The sequence below is a fragment of the Streptosporangiales bacterium genome, assembly GCA_009379955.1.
Taxonomy (GTDB): Bacteria; Actinomycetota; Actinomycetes; order Streptosporangiales; family WHST01; genus WHST01.
In genome coordinates, this window is sequence record WHST01000026.1 from 16,487 (window position 1) to 31,493 (window position 15,007).

Below are 15,007 nucleotides of genomic sequence, written 5' to 3' on the forward strand. Positions count from 1 at the left end.
ACGCCCCGGTGCTCGTCGCGCTCTACGCCCCGGTGCTCGTCCCGCTCTACGGCCCGCCGTCGTCGGGCAAGACGGCACTGTCGGGAGCCTCGAACGAGGGACGTGAACTGCGGTCGCGCGCACCAGGATCGCCCACCCGGCCCGTACACTCACCTGAGTCACCGACCGAGACAGCTGAGGTTCGCATGCCCGAAGACCCGCGGGACATCTACAAGCGCATCCAGGCGATCACCGACAACGACGGCCGGCTGCCCGTCCCGATCTACGTGGTCATGCCGCAGTTCCCGTACGAGGGACAGCTCGACGTGAAGCGCGTCGTCGAGCCGCGCATTCCCGAGCCGCCCAGGCGCGGCGACACCGGCGCCGACGACTGCCCCCGCTGCGAGTACCTCGAGGAGGGTGGGATCTGGTCCGACGAGCACTGGATCCTCGCCATCGAGAAGGAGCCGACCGGCCTGCCGGCGGCCGTCCAGGTCTTCCCCCGCGAGCACGTCGACCTCGGCGACCTCGACGACGAACGTGCCGGCGAGCTCGGTCGGATCGTCGTCCACCTGGAGCGCGCGATCTTCGGGCTCGGGTCGATCGGACGGGTCCACGTCGCGCGGTGGGGTGACACCGACGCCCACCTGTGCGTCTTCGTCTACGCCAGGCCCGAGGGCTTCGGCGAGCTGCGCGGCACCTGCCTGCCGCTGTGGGAGGACATCCTGCCGCCCACGCCGCAGGACGTCTGGCACTACAACCACAAGAAGGTCGCCGAGGTGTTCGCCGAGTCCTACGGGGGCGGCAACGTCCTGATCAGCCAGGACGACGTACCCGACTTCGGCGAGGTCGCGAGCCGCCTCGAGGGCATCTGACCGCGCCCGGCGTACGCCGTCAGGCCAGCGCGGCGGCGACGACGGTGCGGGCCTCTTCCTGCACCCGGGCGAGGTGCTCGGGACCGCGGAACGACTCGGCGTAGATCTTGTACACGTCCTCGGTGCCCGACGGTCGGGCCGCGAACCACGCGCTCTCCGTGAGCACCTTCAGCCCGCCGATGGGGGCGTCGTTGCCCGGGGCCGCGGTGAGCTTGGCGACGATCGGCTCGCCGGCGAGCTCCGTGGCGGTCACCTGGTCGGCGGTGAGCTTCGCCAGCACCGCCTTCTCGGCGCGGCTCGCCGGAGCGTCGACCCTGGCGTATGCGGGCTCGCCGAACCGTCCGACGAGCTCGGCGTAGCGCGCACTCGGGCTCGCACCCGTCGCCGCCAGCATCTCGCTCGCCAGCAGGCACAGCACGATGCCGTCCTTGTCGGTGGTCCACACACCGCCGTCGCGGCGCAGGAACGAGGCACCGGCGCTCTCCTCGCCGCCGAACCCGAGCGAGCCGTCGAGCAGCCCGGACACGAACCACTTGAACCCGACCGGCACCTCCACGAGCCGGCGACCGAGGTCGTCCGCGACCCGGTCGATCATCGCCGACGACACGAGCGTCTTGCCGATCGCGGCGCCGGCCGGCCAGTCCGCGCGGGAGCGGTAGAGGTAGTCGATCGCGACCGCGAGGAAGTGGTTGGGATTGAGCAGCCCGGCGTCCGGCGTCACGATGCCGTGGCGGTCGGCGTCGGCGTCGTTACCGGTCGCGATGTCGTACGCGTCGCGCTGCCTGATCAGTGACGCCATCGCCGACGGCGACGAGCAGTCCATACGGATCCTGCCGTCCCAGTCGAGCGTCATGAACCGCCACGTGGGATCGACGAGCGGGTTCACCACGGTGAGGTCGAGGCCGTACCTCTCGCCGATCTCACCCCAGTACGCGACGCTCGCGCCGCCCAGCGGATCGGCGCCGATGCGCACGCCCGCCGACCGCACCAGGTCGAGATCCACCACGGCCCCGAGGTCGGAGACGTACGCGTCGAGGAAGTCGTACGTCCCCGTCGTGTCGGCGGCCCGCGCGCGTGACAGCGGGATGCGGCGCACACCGCGAAGGCCGTCGACCAGCAGGGCGTTGGCGCGCTCCTCGATCCACTTCGTGGCCGCGGTGTCGGCCGGGCCGCCGTTCGGCGGGTTGTACTTGAAGCCGCCGTCGCGTGGCGGGTTGTGCGACGGCGTGACGACGACGCCGTCGGCGAGGCCGGACGTCCTGCCACGGTTGTACGCGAGCACGGCGTGCGACAGAGCAGGCGTCGGCGTGTAGCCGTCACGGCCGTCGACGAGCACCGTCGTGCCGTTGGCGGCGAAGACCTCGAGCGCCGTCGTCCATGCCGGCTCGCTCAGCGCGTGGGTGTCGCGGGCGAGGTACAGCGGACCGTCGGTGCCCTGCTCGGAGCGGTACTCGCAGATGGCCTGGCTCGTCGCGGCGATGTGGTCGTCGTTGAACGCGGCGTCGAACGCCGAGCCGCGATGCCCCGACGTGCCGAACGCGACCCGCTGCTCGGGCACGGCCGGGTCCGGGTGCTCGGCGTAGTACGCGGTGACGAGCCTCGCGACGTCGACCAGGTCGGCGGGCTCGGCCGGGGTGCCGGCGCGCGGATGGCTCATGGCGTCGAGGATAGGTCACCCTCACGTGAAGAGGTGGATCGCGGCGAGCGACGTCGCTGCCGCCACCAGCGTCGAGACCAAGCCGAGCAGGGTGGCGCGGCCACCGGTGCGGACGAGCGTGCGCAGGTGCACGGCGGTGCCCAACCCGAACAGCGCCCCGGCGAGCAGCAGCGTCGTGACGACCTGAGCAGCGGCCAGCACGGGTGCAGGGACGACGCCGATGCTGCGGACGGCGATCATCACGAGGAACCCGACGACGAACAACGGCACGAGCGCCGGACGCTTCCCACCGTTCGTCGGACGCGCTCGGCCGCGGCGGACCAGGCCATAACCCGCGACGAGCGGCGCGAGGAGCACCACGCGGGTGAGCTTGACCACGACCGCGGTGCCGAGCGCGGCCGCACCCGCGGGCGAGGCGGCCGCGACGACCTGCGCGACCTCGTGCACGCTCGCGCCCGCCCAGACGCCCGCCGCGGCCTCCCCCAGACCCAGCGCTCCGTACGCGAGTGGCAGCAGCACGATCGCGGCGCTGCCGTAGAGGGTGACGAGCGCGACCGCGGTGGCAAGGTCCTCGTCGTCGCTGTCGGCCACCGCGTTCATCGCGACCGCGGCCGACGCACCGCAGATCGAGAACCCGGTGGCGACGAGCAACGTCGTGCCCGGCCGCACGCGCAGCAGCCGACCCGCCGCGAGCGTGGCGACGAACGTGAGGCCGACCGTCACCGCGACGACGCCGAGCACGCCTCGCGGCAGGCGCAGGACCTCGCCCACCGCGAGCTGCAGGCCGAGCAGCACCACGCCCGCGCGCAGCAGCCTGCGGGTCGCCACCCTGGTGCCGAGCTGCGCCCGCGGGCGTACCAGACCCACGTTGCGAGCGAGGACACCGAGCACCACCGCGACCGTGAGCGCGCTCACGAACGGCGCGACCCGGCTGACGGCGAACGCCACCGCGACACCGCCGGCGACGAGCGCGAGCCCGGGGAGGTAGGTGGTCACCCTGGTCCTCGCGTCCGAGGAACCGGTGGCCGGAGCGACCACTTCTTCGGACGTCACGGGGGTGCCGGGGTGTCTCACCACCTCAGCTTCGCGCCGGGACGCTTCCGCGAGTAGGGCGAACGTCCTGTCGATGCATAAGGAACGGTTATGGGAGGAGCTGTACGCTGACGACATGCGGTCCGACCTGCGCGCGCTCGAGATGCTGCTCGCCGTGGCTGAGCAGGGCAGCATCGGCTCGGCCGCGCGCGAGCTGGGCGTCAGCCAGCCCGCGGTGTCGGCCCGCATCCGCGACCTCGAGCGACGGACTCGGCTCGACCTCGTCGAGCGCACACCGCGGGGGTCCCGCCTCACCACCGTCGGGGCGACGCTCGCCGACTGGGCACGCGACGTCCTCGTCGCGTCGGACCGGTTGGAGGCGGGAGTCCGCGCGTTGCGGGCGACCCGCAACAGCGAGCTGCGACTGTCCGCGAGCATGACGATCGCCGAGTACCTGCTCCCCCGATGGCTCACCGAGCTCGCCCACCGTTCGCCGAGCACCACGGTCGCGCTGCGGGTGCGCAACTCGCGCGACGTCGCCGCCGACGTCATGTCCGGCGCCGCCGACCTCGGCTTCGTCGAAGGCGTCGGCGTCCCCGCACAGCTGCGCAGGCATCAGGTCGCGCGGGACGAGCTCGTCGTGGTCGTCGGACGACGCCACCCGTGGGCGCGCCGCAGGCGGCCGCTCCCTGTCACGGAGCTCGCCACCGCCGCGCTGGTGCTCAGGGAGCCGGGCTCCGGCACTCGCGAGGCACTCGAGCGCACGCTCGCCAGGACCGGCGTCGACGTCGCCCCGCGGTTGGTGCTCGCGTCGTCCGCCGCGATCAAGTCGGCGGTCGAGTCCGGCGAGGGCGTGACCGTGCTGAGCCGCCTGGTCGTCGCGGACGAACTGCACACCGGCCGGCTCGTGGCCATCGACGTCGAGGGTCTCGACATGCGGCGGTCGCTGCGCGCTGTCTGGCCGAGCGGCGTGCGGTTGTCCGAACCCGCGACGGAGCTCCTCCGCTGCGCCGGCGCAAGCGGACGAAACCAGGGTCGACATCAGGGGTGACCCGGGGGCGCATGCCGGGCGGGCGTGCAAGGATGGAGCGTCATGGACAACTACGGGCAGGTCTTGTGGCTGCCGATCTGTGCGGGCCTCACCGCGATCGGCGTGCTGTTCAGTGTGCTGGTGTGGCGTCGCCGCGGGGCCCCGTCCGGGCTGCGCATCTTCTCGTGGTCGCTGCTGCCGATGGGTGTCTATCTCATCGGCGTGCTTCCGGTCATCGTCCCGTTCGGCATCAGGCTCGTCACCTGGGTGACCGACGCCGTCTTCTCGCTCACCGCGTGGATCGGCGTCGCCCTGCTCGCGCTCGCCGTGCTCGTGTGGATCGTGTCCGGCCGGCTCCTCAGCAGGCGGAGCGCCGCCGTCGAGGGTGACGGCGACACCGACGCCGTCACGTCGCGGTCGTCCGGCAAGGAGGTCACGGCCGGCTCCTCGTCGACCCCCGCCAAGGACGCCAAGGCGAAGACGTCCGCCGCCAAGGACAAGTCCGCGGACGACGACGGGATGGGCGACATCGAGGACATCCTCAAGCGCCGCGGCATCACCTAGGCCCGTCCAGCACACCGTGACGTCGTCACGGCCGGCCACCCGTGAGGGGCACCCTCACCGTGTCCTGGCACGGTGAGGGTGCCCCTCACGGGTTCAGGTCGCCGCGCGCACCCGCCGCACCCCGGACGGCAGGCCACCGCGGGCCGCCGAGTCGGCGACCGTCTCCAGCAGGGTCGTCCCGAACGCACGGGCGGCGTGGATCGGCGTCACGCCGCTGCGGTGCGCGAGCGCGATCGTGCGCGACAGCCCGGGCGCCGCGAGCGGGGTCGCCCGCAGGCCGGCACGGTCAGCGAGCACCATGCTCGGCACGATCGCGATGCCCAGCCCCGCCTCGACGAAGCGCAGCACCGCGTCCATCTCGCCGCCCTCCACCGACAGCCGCGGACGGACGCCCGCCTGCTGGCACGCCTGCAGCGTGACGTCACGCAGGTCGTAACCCTCGCGGAACATCACGAGCGGCCGGTCACGGAGGTCCGCGAGCCGGAACCTGCTGCGCCGCGTGGGCGGCGGCTCCCCCGCCGGTGACGCGACGACGAGGTCCTCGCGCAGCAGCGGCTGCAGGACGAGCCGCTCGTCCGCGCCCGATGCCGGCACGATCACGAGGGCGACGTCGAGCTCGCCCTGGTCGAGCTGGCGGACGAGGTCACGTGACCCGTTCTCGGTGACCTCGAGCTCGATGCCCGGATAGCTGTCGTGGAACCGTCGCAGGACGTCGGCGACGAGCGTGACGCACAGGCTCGGGGTCGCGCCGAGCCGCAGCCGGCCGCGGCGCAGGCCGATCAGCTCGAGCACCTCGGTGCGTGCCGTCTCGGTGTCGGCGAGGATCCGCCGCGCGAGCGGGAGCAACGCCTCGCCGGACGGAGTGAGGGCGACGTTGCCGCGGGTGCGGCTGAACAGCGGTGCGCCGAGCTCGCGCTCCAGCGCGTGCACCTGCCGGCTGAGCGAGGGCTGCGCGACATGACTCGCCTGGGCCGCCCGGGTGAAGTGCCGCGTCTCCGCGACCGCCACGAAGTACGCGAGCTGCTGGAGCGTCACGAGCCATCCGCCAAAGCGAGCATCGCAGCGGTCCGAAGCGCACGCCTCGACCACCCGATCAGCGAGCGAGGAGCGGAGCGGAGGAGGACGGCGGGAAGCAGCGTCATAGCCTGATGCTATCGAACACCTGTTGACGATGCATTGGACGAATGCACGTCGCGCCGCCTAGCGTCGATGTCATGAGCGTGTCCCTGCGCAGGCCACCGGCGCCGGAGTGGCTGACCAACTCGGCGCCGGCCCGCTTCTGGCACGCGACCGTCGGCAAGAAGGCGGTCATGGCGACCACGGGCGCGCTGCTGCTGCTCTTCCTGGTCGCGCACATGATCGGGAACCTCAAGGTCTTCTTCGGCGCCGCGGCGTACGACCACTACGCCCACTGGTTGCGCACGCTCGGCGAGCCCGTGCTGCCGTTCGGCTGGTTCCTCTGGATCCTGCGTGCCGTCCTGCTCGCCGCCGTGGTGCTGCACATCGTCGCGGCGGCACAGCTGGCACTGCGCGCGAAGCGGGCGCGGCCCGTCGGGTACGCCGGCCGTACGCGGGTGCGCGGCGGGTACGCGGCACGCACGATGCGCTGGGGTGGCGTGCTGATCGCCCTGTTCGTCGTGTACCACCTGCTCGACCTCACGGTCGGCACGGTGAACCCCGACTTCCGTACCGGCGAGCCGTTCCACAACCTCACCGCGAGCCTCGGCGTCTGGTTCGTCACGCTCTTCTACACCGCCGCGATGGCCGCGCTGGCCCTGCACATCAGGCACGGCCTGTGGAGCGCACTGCAGACCCTCGGCGTGGTCGGCGGTCGCGAGCGGGTGACGCGGTGGGGCGCGACGGCGGTCGCGTTCGTGATCTGCGGCGGCTTCGTGATCGTCCCGTGGGCCGTACTCCTCGGACTCGTGAGGTGACGATGGAACGCTATGTCGAGGGCGCGTCGATAGCCGACGCCAAGGCGCCCGACGGCCCGGTCGAGGAACGGTGGGAGAGCCGCAGGTTCGGCGCCCGCCTGGTCAACCCGACGAACAAGCGGCGGCTCTCGGTCATCGTCGTGGGCACCGGTCTCGCGGGAGGCGCCTGCGCCGCCACGCTCGCCGAGCTCGGCTATCAGGTGACGAGCTTCTGCTACCAGGACAGCCCGCGCCGTGCGCACAGCGTCGCGGCGCAGGGCGGCATCAACGCGGCGAAGAACTACCGCAACGACGGTGACAGCGTCCACCGGCTGTTCTACGACACCGTGAAGGGCGGCGACTTCCGCTCACGCGAGTCGAACGTCCACCGGCTCGCGCAGGTGAGTGTCGAGATCATCGACCAGTGCGTCGCGCAGGGCGTGCCGTTCGCCAGGGAGTACGGCGGACTCCTCGACACGCGGTCGTTCGGCGGCACCCAGGTCGCGCGTACCTTCTACGCCCGCGGCCAGACGGGCCAGCAGCTACTGCTCGGCGCGTACCAGGCGATGGCCCGCCAGATCCACGCCGGACGGATCACGTCGTACCCGCGCACGGAGATGCTCGACCTCGTGCTCTCGGGCGGCCGTGCCCGCGGCGTGGTCGTCCGCGACCTGGTGACCGGCCGGGTGTCGACGCACCTCGCGGACGCGGTCGTGCTCGCGACCGGCGGCTACGGCAACGTCTTCCACCTCTCGACCAACGCCAAGGGCTGCAACGTCACCGCCACCTGGCGCGCCCACCGGCGGGGCGCGCTGTTCGCGAACCCCTGCTACACGCAGATCCACCCCACGTGCATCCCGGTCAGTGGCCCGCACCAGAGCAAGCTGACCCTGATGAGCGAGTCGCTGCGCAACGACGGACGCGTCTGGGTACCGACGCGTGCGGGCGACGACCGTCCGCCGAACGACGTGCCAGAGGCCGACCGCGACTACTACCTCGAACGGATGTACCCGAGCTTCGGCAACCTCGTCCCGCGCGACATCGCGTCACGCGCGGCGAAGAACGTGTGCGACGAGGGTCGCGGTGTCGGGCCCGGTCGGCTCGGGGTCTACCTCGACTTCGCCGAGGCGAAGGAACGTCTCGGCCACGACGGCGTCTCCACGCGCTACGGCAACCTCTTCGAGATGTACGAGCGCATCACCGGCGAGGACCCGTACGAGGTGCCGATGCGCATCTACCCCGCCGTCCACTACACGATGGGCGGGCTCTGGGTCGACTACGACCTGGCGTCCACGATCCCCGGGCTGTTCGTCATCGGCGAGGCCAACTTCTCCGACCACGGCGCCAACCGGCTCGGCGCGAGCGCGCTCATGCAGGGACTCGCGGACGGCTACTTCGTGCTGCCGAACACGATCGGCGACTACCTCGCGGACGGCCCGTTCGAGCCCGTCCACCCGCGGCACCGCGACGTCGCCACCACCGAGCACGAGGTACGCGAACGCGTCGACCGACTGCTCGCTGTCCGCGGCGACCGCACCGTCGACTCGTTCCACCGCGAGCTGGGCAGGCTGATGTGGGACCACTGCGGCATGGAACGGTCCGAGGCGGGACTGCGCAAGGCGCTCGACCGCATCCCGGAGCTGCGCGAGGAGTTCTGGCAGCGGGTGCACGTCCCCGGCGACGGCGCCCAGCTCAACCAGTCGCTCGAGCGTGCCGGCCGGGTCGCCGACTTCTTCGAGCTCGCGGAGCTGATGTGCGTCGACGCCCTGCACCGCGAGGAGTCGTGCGGCGGCCACTTCCGCGTCGAGCACCAGGCCGGCGGCGAGGCGCTGCGTGACGACGAGCGGTTCTCGTACGTCGCGGCGTGGGAGTTCGCCGGCACCGGCAGTCCACCGGTGCTGCACCGAGAACACCTGGACTTCGAGTACGTCCACCCGACGACCAGGAGCTACACATGAAACTCTTCCTGCGTATCTGGCGGCAGCGCGGCCCGGACGACAAGGGACGGCTGGTGCGGTACGAGGTCGACGACCTGTCGCCCGACATGTCGTTCCTCGAGCTGCTCGACGTGCTCAACGAGTCGCTCGCCGGGGCCGGCGAGGACCCGGTGGCCTTCGACCACGACTGCCGCGAGGGCATCTGCGGCGCATGCGGCATGGTGATCGACGGCCTCGCCCACGGCCCGCAACGCGCGACGACGGCCTGTCAGCTGCACCTGCGCTCGTTCGACGACGGCCAGACGGTCACGGTGGAGCCCTGGCGCTCGCGCGCGTTCCCGCTCGTGAAGGACCTCGTCGTCGACCGGTCGGCGTTCGACCGCATCATCGAGGCCGGTGGCTACGTCAGCGCGCCCACCGGCAGCGCGCCCGACGCCCACGCGACACCCGTCCCGAAGGCCGACGCCGACGAGGCGTTCGAGGCGGCGGCGTGCATCGGCTGCGGTGCCTGCGTGGCGGCGTGCCCCAACGGCTCGGCCATGCTGTTCACCGCCGCCAAGACGTCCCACCTCGGCCTGCTCCCGCAGGGCGCACCCGAGCGCTACGAACGCGTGACGGCCATGATCGAGACGCACGACGCGCTCGGCTTCGGCGGCTGCACCAACGCCGGCGCGTGCACCGAGGTCTGCCCGAAGGGCATCCCCCTCTCGACGATCTCCCACCTGAACCGCGACTACCTGAGGGCCGCGACCGGCCGCCGCTGAGGCACGGGCCGCACCGGCGCGTCCAGGGTTCTTCCAGGAAGTCGCCAGCATCTCGTCAGGCCGGACCTGGATACTCGTCTCATGAACGCGACCCGTGAGGCCGAGGCGCGGCTGGTCGTGGTGGACGACGAGCCCAACATCGTCGAACTGCTGTCGGCGAGCCTGCGGTTCGCCGGCTTCGACGTGACCTCCGCGGCCAACGGCCACGACGCGCTCACCGCGGTCAAGGACGTCCGGCCCGACCTGCTCGTGCTCGACGTGATGATGCCCGGCATGGACGGCTTCTCCGTCGTCCGCCGGCTGCGGGCCGACGGCGTGCGGGTGCCCGTGCTGTTCCTCACCGCGCGCGACGCGACCGGCGACAAGGTGCAGGGGCTCACCCTCGGCGGCGACGACTACGTGACCAAGCCGTTCAGCCTCGAGGAGCTCGTCGCCCGGATCCGTGCGGTCCTGCGGCGTACGTCGGGGCCCGACGCGGGCATCCGCCCGGCGAAGCTGACCTTCGCCGACATCGAGCTCGACGACGACTCGCACGAGGTCTACAAGGCCGGCGAGACGGTCTCGCTCTCGCCGACGGAGTTCAAGCTGCTGCGCTACCTGATGGAGAACGCCAGCCGCGTGCTGTCGAAGGCGCAGATCCTCGACCACGTCTGGCAGTACGACTTCGGTGGCGACGCGAACATCGTCGAGTCGTACGTCTCGTACCTCCGGCGCAAGATCGACACGACCGAGCCGCGGCTCCTCCACACGGTGCGGGGCGTCGGCTACGTCCTGCGCAAGCCGAGGGAGTGAGGCAACGACCTGGTGAGCGGTACCCCACAGCCGAGCGACACGATCGAGAACGGCGCGGCGACACGTCGCGGCGGGCGGCTGCACGCCGTCGTACGACGAGCGCTGCAGCCGTCGTCGACGTGGCCGCTTCGGGTCAAGCTCGTCGCCGCGGTGCTCCTGCTCGTCGCCGTCGGCCTCACGATCACCGGGGCGGCCGCGGTCACGGCGCTGCGCACGTACCTGTACGCGAAGGTCGACAGCGGGCTCCACACGACCGCGCGGTCGACGGTCGCCGCGATCGAGAACGGCGGCTGGGAGGCCGGGCCGGTCACGCAGACGCGGCTGCCGAGCACGTACTGGATCGCGCGGACGGACGTCACCGGCAGGACCGGGCGCACGCTCAGCTCCATCATGGGCGAGTCGCGGTTCCCGCCCGAGCTCCCCGTCTACGACACCGAGCAGGTCAGGCAGCTCGGCGGTGAGCCGTTCGACCTCGGCTCGACGGACGGCACGCGCTGGCGGGTGGTGATGCTCCCGCTGTCCGACGGCTCTGGCAACGTCGTGGTCGCGGCGAGCCTCGCCGGCACCGACGCCACCATCGCCCGGCTCGTGGGCATCATCGTCGTGGTCGGCGGCGGCGTGCTCGTCCTCGTCGGCGCGCTCGGTTACGTCCTCGTCCGCAGCAGCCTCCGCCCCCTTGTCGAGGTCGAGTCGACCGCGGCCGCCATCGCGGCGGGCGACCTGTCCCAGCGCGTGCCCGAGCAGGACCCGCGCACCGAGGTGGGCCGGCTCTCGGGGGCGCTCAACAGCATGCTCACCCAGGTGGAGGACGCGTTCCGCGCACGCGAGTCGTCCGAGGCCGCGGCGCGGGAGTCCGAGGGCCGGATGCGGCAGTTCGTCGCCGACGCGAGCCATGAGCTGCGCACGCCGTTGACGTCGATCCGCGGCTTCTCCGAGCTCTACCGGCAGGGCGCGGTCGGCGACGCCGACGACATCGCGCGGCTGATGCGCAGGATCGAGGACGAGGCCACCCGCATGGGCCTGCTCGTCGACGACCTGCTGCTGCTCGCCCGCCTCGACCAGGAACGCCCGATGGAGCGCGAGCCCGTCGACCTCGTCGCACTCGCCCGCGACGCCGTCGGCGACGCTGCCGCGATCGCCCCCGAGCGCGACATCGGCCTGGAGACCGAGGCCGGCGAGGGCGTGCTGGTCACCGGCGACGAGGCGCGGCTGCGCCAGGTGCTCGGCAACCTCGTCGGCAACGCGCTCACCCACACCGAGGCCGACACCCCGATCGTCGTCCGCATCGGCGACGACCCCCACGACGGCCGGTACGTCAGGCTCGACGTCAGCGACGAGGGCCCCGGGCTCTCCCGCGAGGCCGCCCGCCGGGTCTTCGAACGCTTCTACCGCGTCGACCCGTCCCGCAGCCGAGCGGCCGGCGGCACCGGTCTCGGCCTGTCCATCGTGGCGGCGATCGTCGCCGGCCACGGCGGCCGCGTCGGCGTCGAGACCGCCCCGGGCAAGGGTGCGACGTTCCAGGTCCGCCTCCCCCGCCGGGCGCCCTGACCGTCGGGATCGGCAAGGGCCGCCGCTCAGGTGTCGAAGACGAAGCAGACCTTGCCGGTGCCGCGACCCGCGGCGAGGGCGTACGCCCGGTCCGCGTCGGTGAGCGGCAGGACGTGCTCGACCACGGCCTCCGGATGCAGGTCGTGCTCGGCGAGCAGGCGTGCGCACCGGGCCATGTTGCCCACCGACGTCACCCACGACCCGGACACCGTGACCTCCTTGTGCAGCAGGTCGGCGGAGACGTCGAGGGTCACCTCACCGCCCTCGCCGAGCAGGGCGCAGCGTCCCCACGCACGCAGCGCGCGTATCGCGAGCTGACGTCCCGCCGCCGAACCGGACGCGTCGACGGCAACCTGGAAGCCGGCCTCCATCGCCTCCTCCTGGTCGCGCGTGGCGACCTCGCCGGGCTCCACGACCTCGTCGACGAAGGGCAACCCCTTCGCCCAGCGACGCCGGCTCTCCTCGACCTCCACACCGACGACGCGCCGCGCCCCGAGGGCACGCGCGACCATCGCCGTCGCGAGACCCAGCGGGCCGAGCCCGACGACGAGGACGTCGTCGGCGCCGCTCACGTCCACCCGGCGCAGTCCTTCGTACGCCGTGCCGAACCCGCATCCCATCAGCGCCGCGTCGACCGCGGAGAACCCGGTGGGCGCAGGCATACAGGTGCTCGCGTCGGCGAGGACGAAGGGCGCGTGCCCGCCGTCGCGCTGGTTGCCGTACGCGCGGCGCCGCGGGGAGCCGCAGTGGATCATGTAGCCCTCGCGACAGATGTCGCACTGCCCACAGCCCGCCACGTGGTAGACAAGCACGAGGTCGCCCTCGGCGACCGCGCGGACGCCTGGACCCAGGTCGGTGACGGTACCGGCGAACTCGTGACCTCCGATGCAACCGGTGTACGTCCGCGGTCCGCGGTCACGGCGCTCCCGGTACGCGTTGCTCAGGTCGCTGCCGCAGATGCCGGACGCGGCCGTACGCAACAGCACCTCGCCTGGTCCCGGCACAGGGATCTCGTGCCAGCCGAGCTCCACCGTCGAGTCGCCGGGGAACGTGACACCGAGCATCGACGTGCCGTCGACGAGACCGTCCATCTGTCGCGAACCTCCGCCCTACTTGACCGCGCCGGCCGTGAGCCCGCGCACGAGGAAGCGCTGCGCCACGAACGTGAGGACCGTCGTCGGCGCCGCGATGATGACCGCGGCGGCCATCAGCCCGCCCCAGTCGTACTGACCGACACCGATGAAGTTGAAGGCGATGACCGGCATCGGCACCGTGTCCGCGTTCGCCAGCCCGAGCGCGAACAGGAAGTAGTTCCACGAGAAGATGAACGAGATGACGGCGGCCACGGCGATCCCCGGTCGCACCATCGGCAGCGCGATCGTGAGGAACGTCCGGCGCATGCTGCAGCCGTCGATCTCGGCGGCCTCCTCGATCGCCCGCGGCACGCTCTCGAAGAACGGGATGAGCAGCCAGATGCACATGGGCAGCGTGATGATGAGGTGCACGAGGACGAGGAGCACGTAGTTCAGCGGGATCGAGTCGATCGCGCCCACCCGGATCGCCACCGTGCGCACCGGGATGAGGAACAGCACACCGGGCGCCATCCGCGCGACGATCGTCAGGATCGACAACGACTTCAGGCCGAGCCTCGCGATGCAGTACGCAGCCGGCGCGCCCGCGATCAGCCCGAGCAACGTCGAGCCGCCGGCGATGATGATGCTGTTGCCGAGATACCTGCCGAACTCCATGCTCTGGAACAGGTTGACGTAGTTGTCGACGCTCGCGGGTGCGGTGAGGTCGGGAGGTGAGGCGGCGATCGCGCCCGTCCCGTGCAGACTGCCCCACGCCATGAACAGCACGGGACCGAGGAAGACGGCGAGGATCACCGCGTACGCGAGGTACGTGAGCGCGATGGCGACTCTGCTCCTGCTACGCGCCGAGCTCACTGCGCCTCCTCAGCCACGTGAGTGCGGCGGCGAGCAGCAGCACGAGCGCGAACAGGGCGAGCTGTGCGGCGCTGCCGAAGCCGAGCTGCAGCTCGTCGAACGCCTTGCGGTACGCGTAGATGTTCATCGTCGTCGACGCGTTCAGCGGGCCTCCCTGCGTCATGATGTAACCGGTGTCGAAGTAGCGGATCAGGTCCACCGTCCGCAGCAGCGCGACGACGGTGATGACCGGACGCAACAGCGGCAGCCCGATGCGCAGCGCGATCTGCCACGAGTTCGCGCCGTCGACACGCGCCGCCTCGAACGGCTCTGCCGGCAGGTTCCTGATGCCCGCCGCCACGATCAGCGCCACGAGCGGCGTCCAGTGCCAGACGTCGACGAGGATCAGCGACCACACCACGCGGTCGGGATCGCCGAGCCAGTCCTGCGCCGGGATGCCGACGAGACCGAGCAGGTAGTTGAAGACCCCGAGTGTGGGGTCGTAGATGAGCAGCCAGACGAGACCGACCACGACGGCCGCCGTCAGGGACGGGACGAGAACGAGCGTCTGGAGATAGCGTCCGCCCGGTACCTCCCTGCTCAGGACATAGCCGATGCCGATGCCGAGCACGAGCTGCGGTATCAACGATCCGACGTAGATGAGCAGGGTGACCCGCACCGACGACCAGAAGACCGGGTCGGCGGCCATCGTGCGGAACGTCTCGAACGTCAGCTGGTCGAAGCGCAGCGACGTCGCCGAGGTCGGTGACAGCGCGAGGCCGAGGGCGTAGAGGATAGGGAAGACCACGAGCAGCAGTGAGAGGGCGATCGCGGGGAACAGCAGCGGCCATGACTCGCGTCGACGACGCCGCTCCGGCGACATGCTCCTCGGCGCTCGTGCCCTACCCGCGGCCATGATCCGTCTCGTGGTCTCGGCGTTGTCGGCATCGTCTGCTCGTGTTACCGTCGGTCAACATCGAGGTAAGGTTAG

Annotated in this window: 14 protein-coding genes; 8 read left to right on the forward strand and 6 right to left on the reverse strand. The window is 71.5% G+C overall.

Features of this window, described 5'->3' with window-relative positions:
* Positions 1-185: 185 nt before the first annotated feature.
* Complete coding sequence (locus tag GEV10_10490; GenBank protein ID MQA78885.1) at positions 186-854, forward strand: hypothetical protein; 669 nt, start codon at positions 186-188, stop codon at positions 852-854.
* A 19-nt stretch (positions 855-873) separates the two neighbouring features.
* On the opposite strand, the gene GEV10_10495 is transcribed toward GEV10_10490, so the two are convergent.
* Together GEV10_10495 and GEV10_10500 are read right to left on the reverse strand one after the other, a co-directional pair.
* A complete protein-coding gene (locus GEV10_10495) occupies positions 874-2,511 on the reverse strand; it encodes an alpha-D-glucose phosphate-specific phosphoglucomutase (GenBank protein MQA78886.1) in 1,638 nt (545 codons plus the stop codon).
* Between the two features lie 21 nt (positions 2,512-2,532).
* The gene (locus GEV10_10500; GenBank protein ID MQA78887.1) at positions 2,533-3,681 is read right to left on the reverse strand and encodes a putative sulfate exporter family transporter; all 1,149 of its coding nucleotides are present in this window, start codon (positions 3,679-3,681) and stop codon (positions 2,533-2,535) included.
* Here GEV10_10500 and GEV10_10505 point away from each other — a divergent pair.
* Both GEV10_10505 and GEV10_10510 read left to right on the forward strand, forming a co-directional pair.
* A complete protein-coding gene (locus GEV10_10505) occupies positions 3,680-4,594 on the forward strand; it encodes a LysR family transcriptional regulator (GenBank protein ID MQA78888.1) in 915 nt (304 codons plus the stop codon). The two genes, GEV10_10500 and GEV10_10505, sit on opposite strands and share 2 nt — an antisense overlap.
* Before the next feature lie 42 nt (positions 4,595-4,636).
* The gene (locus tag GEV10_10510; GenBank protein MQA78889.1) at positions 4,637-5,137 is read left to right on the forward strand and encodes a cellulose synthase; all 501 of its coding nucleotides are present in this window, start codon (positions 4,637-4,639) and stop codon (positions 5,135-5,137) included.
* Positions 5,138-5,230: 93 nt separating this feature from the next.
* On the opposite strand, the gene GEV10_10515 is transcribed toward GEV10_10510, so the two are convergent.
* The gene (locus GEV10_10515) at positions 5,231-6,172 is read right to left on the reverse strand and encodes a LysR family transcriptional regulator (protein ID MQA78890.1); all 942 of its coding nucleotides are present in this window, start codon (positions 6,170-6,172) and stop codon (positions 5,231-5,233) included.
* A 179-nt stretch (positions 6,173-6,351) separates the two neighbouring features.
* Here GEV10_10515 and GEV10_10520 point away from each other — a divergent pair, with 179 nt between their 5' ends.
* The 5 genes from GEV10_10520 to GEV10_10540 all read left to right on the forward strand — a co-directional run bounded on the left by GEV10_10520 (position 6,352) and on the right by GEV10_10540 (position 12,091).
* Complete coding sequence (locus tag GEV10_10520; GenBank protein MQA78891.1) at positions 6,352-7,071, forward strand: succinate dehydrogenase; 720 nt, start codon at positions 6,352-6,354, stop codon at positions 7,069-7,071.
* A 2-nt stretch (positions 7,072-7,073) separates the two neighbouring features.
* Entirely contained in the window at positions 7,074-9,008 is a 1,935-nt protein-coding gene (sdhA, locus tag GEV10_10525) for a succinate dehydrogenase (quinone) flavoprotein subunit (protein MQA78892.1), read from the forward strand.
* Positions 9,005-9,751: a succinate dehydrogenase/fumarate reductase iron-sulfur subunit gene (locus tag GEV10_10530; protein ID MQA78893.1), complete on the forward strand. Its 747-nt coding sequence runs from the start codon at positions 9,005-9,007 to the stop codon at positions 9,749-9,751. The genes sdhA and GEV10_10530 overlap by 4 nt, the downstream gene beginning before the upstream one ends.
* A gap of 81 nt (positions 9,752-9,832) precedes the next feature.
* Positions 9,833-10,543 (forward strand): response regulator, encoded by a 711-nt coding sequence (locus GEV10_10535; GenBank protein ID MQA78894.1) that lies wholly within the window; start codon positions 9,833-9,835, stop codon positions 10,541-10,543.
* Between the two features lie 42 nt (positions 10,544-10,585).
* On the forward strand, positions 10,586-12,091 hold the full coding sequence (locus tag GEV10_10540) for a HAMP domain-containing protein (protein MQA78895.1): 1,506 nt from the start codon (positions 10,586-10,588) through the stop codon (positions 12,089-12,091).
* Between the two features lie 26 nt (positions 12,092-12,117).
* On the opposite strand, the gene GEV10_10545 is transcribed toward GEV10_10540, so the two are convergent.
* The 3 genes from GEV10_10545 to GEV10_10555 are packed head-to-tail and all read right to left on the reverse strand — an operon-like array spanning position 12,118 to position 14,932.
* A complete protein-coding gene (locus tag GEV10_10545) occupies positions 12,118-13,182 on the reverse strand; it encodes an alcohol dehydrogenase catalytic domain-containing protein (protein ID MQA78896.1) in 1,065 nt (354 codons plus the stop codon).
* An 18-nt stretch (positions 13,183-13,200) separates the two neighbouring features.
* A complete protein-coding gene (locus GEV10_10550; GenBank protein MQA78897.1) occupies positions 13,201-14,037 on the reverse strand; it encodes an ABC transporter permease subunit in 837 nt (278 codons plus the stop codon).
* Positions 14,021-14,932, reverse strand: a complete 912-nt coding sequence (locus tag GEV10_10555) for an ABC transporter permease subunit (GenBank protein ID MQA78898.1) — start codon at positions 14,930-14,932, stop codon at positions 14,021-14,023. The genes GEV10_10550 and GEV10_10555 overlap by 17 nt, the downstream gene beginning before the upstream one ends.
* Between the last annotated feature and the right edge of the window lie 75 nt (positions 14,933-15,007).

What these genes read in the sequence shown, in the direction of transcription:
- GEV10_10495 (MQA78886.1), bottom strand. Translation starts at nt 2,511, where the DNA reads ATGAGCCATCCGCGCGCCGGCACCCCGGCCGAGCCCGCCGACCTGGTC.
- GEV10_10530 (MQA78893.1), top strand. Translation starts at nt 9,005, where the DNA reads ATGAAACTCTTCCTGCGTATCTGGCGGCAGCGCGGCCCGGACGACAAG.
- GEV10_10520 (MQA78891.1), top strand. Translation starts at nt 6,352, where the DNA reads ATGAGCGTGTCCCTGCGCAGGCCACCGGCGCCGGAGTGGCTGACCAAC.
- GEV10_10535 (MQA78894.1), top strand. Translation starts at nt 9,833, where the DNA reads ATGAACGCGACCCGTGAGGCCGAGGCGCGGCTGGTCGTGGTGGACGAC.
- GEV10_10500 (MQA78887.1), bottom strand. Translation starts at nt 3,681, where the DNA reads ATGTCGTCAGCGTACAGCTCCTCCCATAACCGTTCCTTATGCATCGAC.
- GEV10_10545 (MQA78896.1), bottom strand. Translation starts at nt 13,182, where the DNA reads ATGGACGGTCTCGTCGACGGCACGTCGATGCTCGGTGTCACGTTCCCC.
- GEV10_10490 (MQA78885.1), top strand. Translation starts at nt 186, where the DNA reads ATGCCCGAAGACCCGCGGGACATCTACAAGCGCATCCAGGCGATCACC.
- GEV10_10510 (MQA78889.1), top strand. Translation starts at nt 4,637, where the DNA reads ATGGACAACTACGGGCAGGTCTTGTGGCTGCCGATCTGTGCGGGCCTC.
- sdhA (MQA78892.1), top strand. Translation starts at nt 7,074, where the DNA reads ATGGAACGCTATGTCGAGGGCGCGTCGATAGCCGACGCCAAGGCGCCC.
- GEV10_10505 (MQA78888.1), top strand. Translation starts at nt 3,680, where the DNA reads ATGCGGTCCGACCTGCGCGCGCTCGAGATGCTGCTCGCCGTGGCTGAG.
- GEV10_10555 (MQA78898.1), bottom strand. Translation starts at nt 14,932, where the DNA reads ATGGCCGCGGGTAGGGCACGAGCGCCGAGGAGCATGTCGCCGGAGCGG.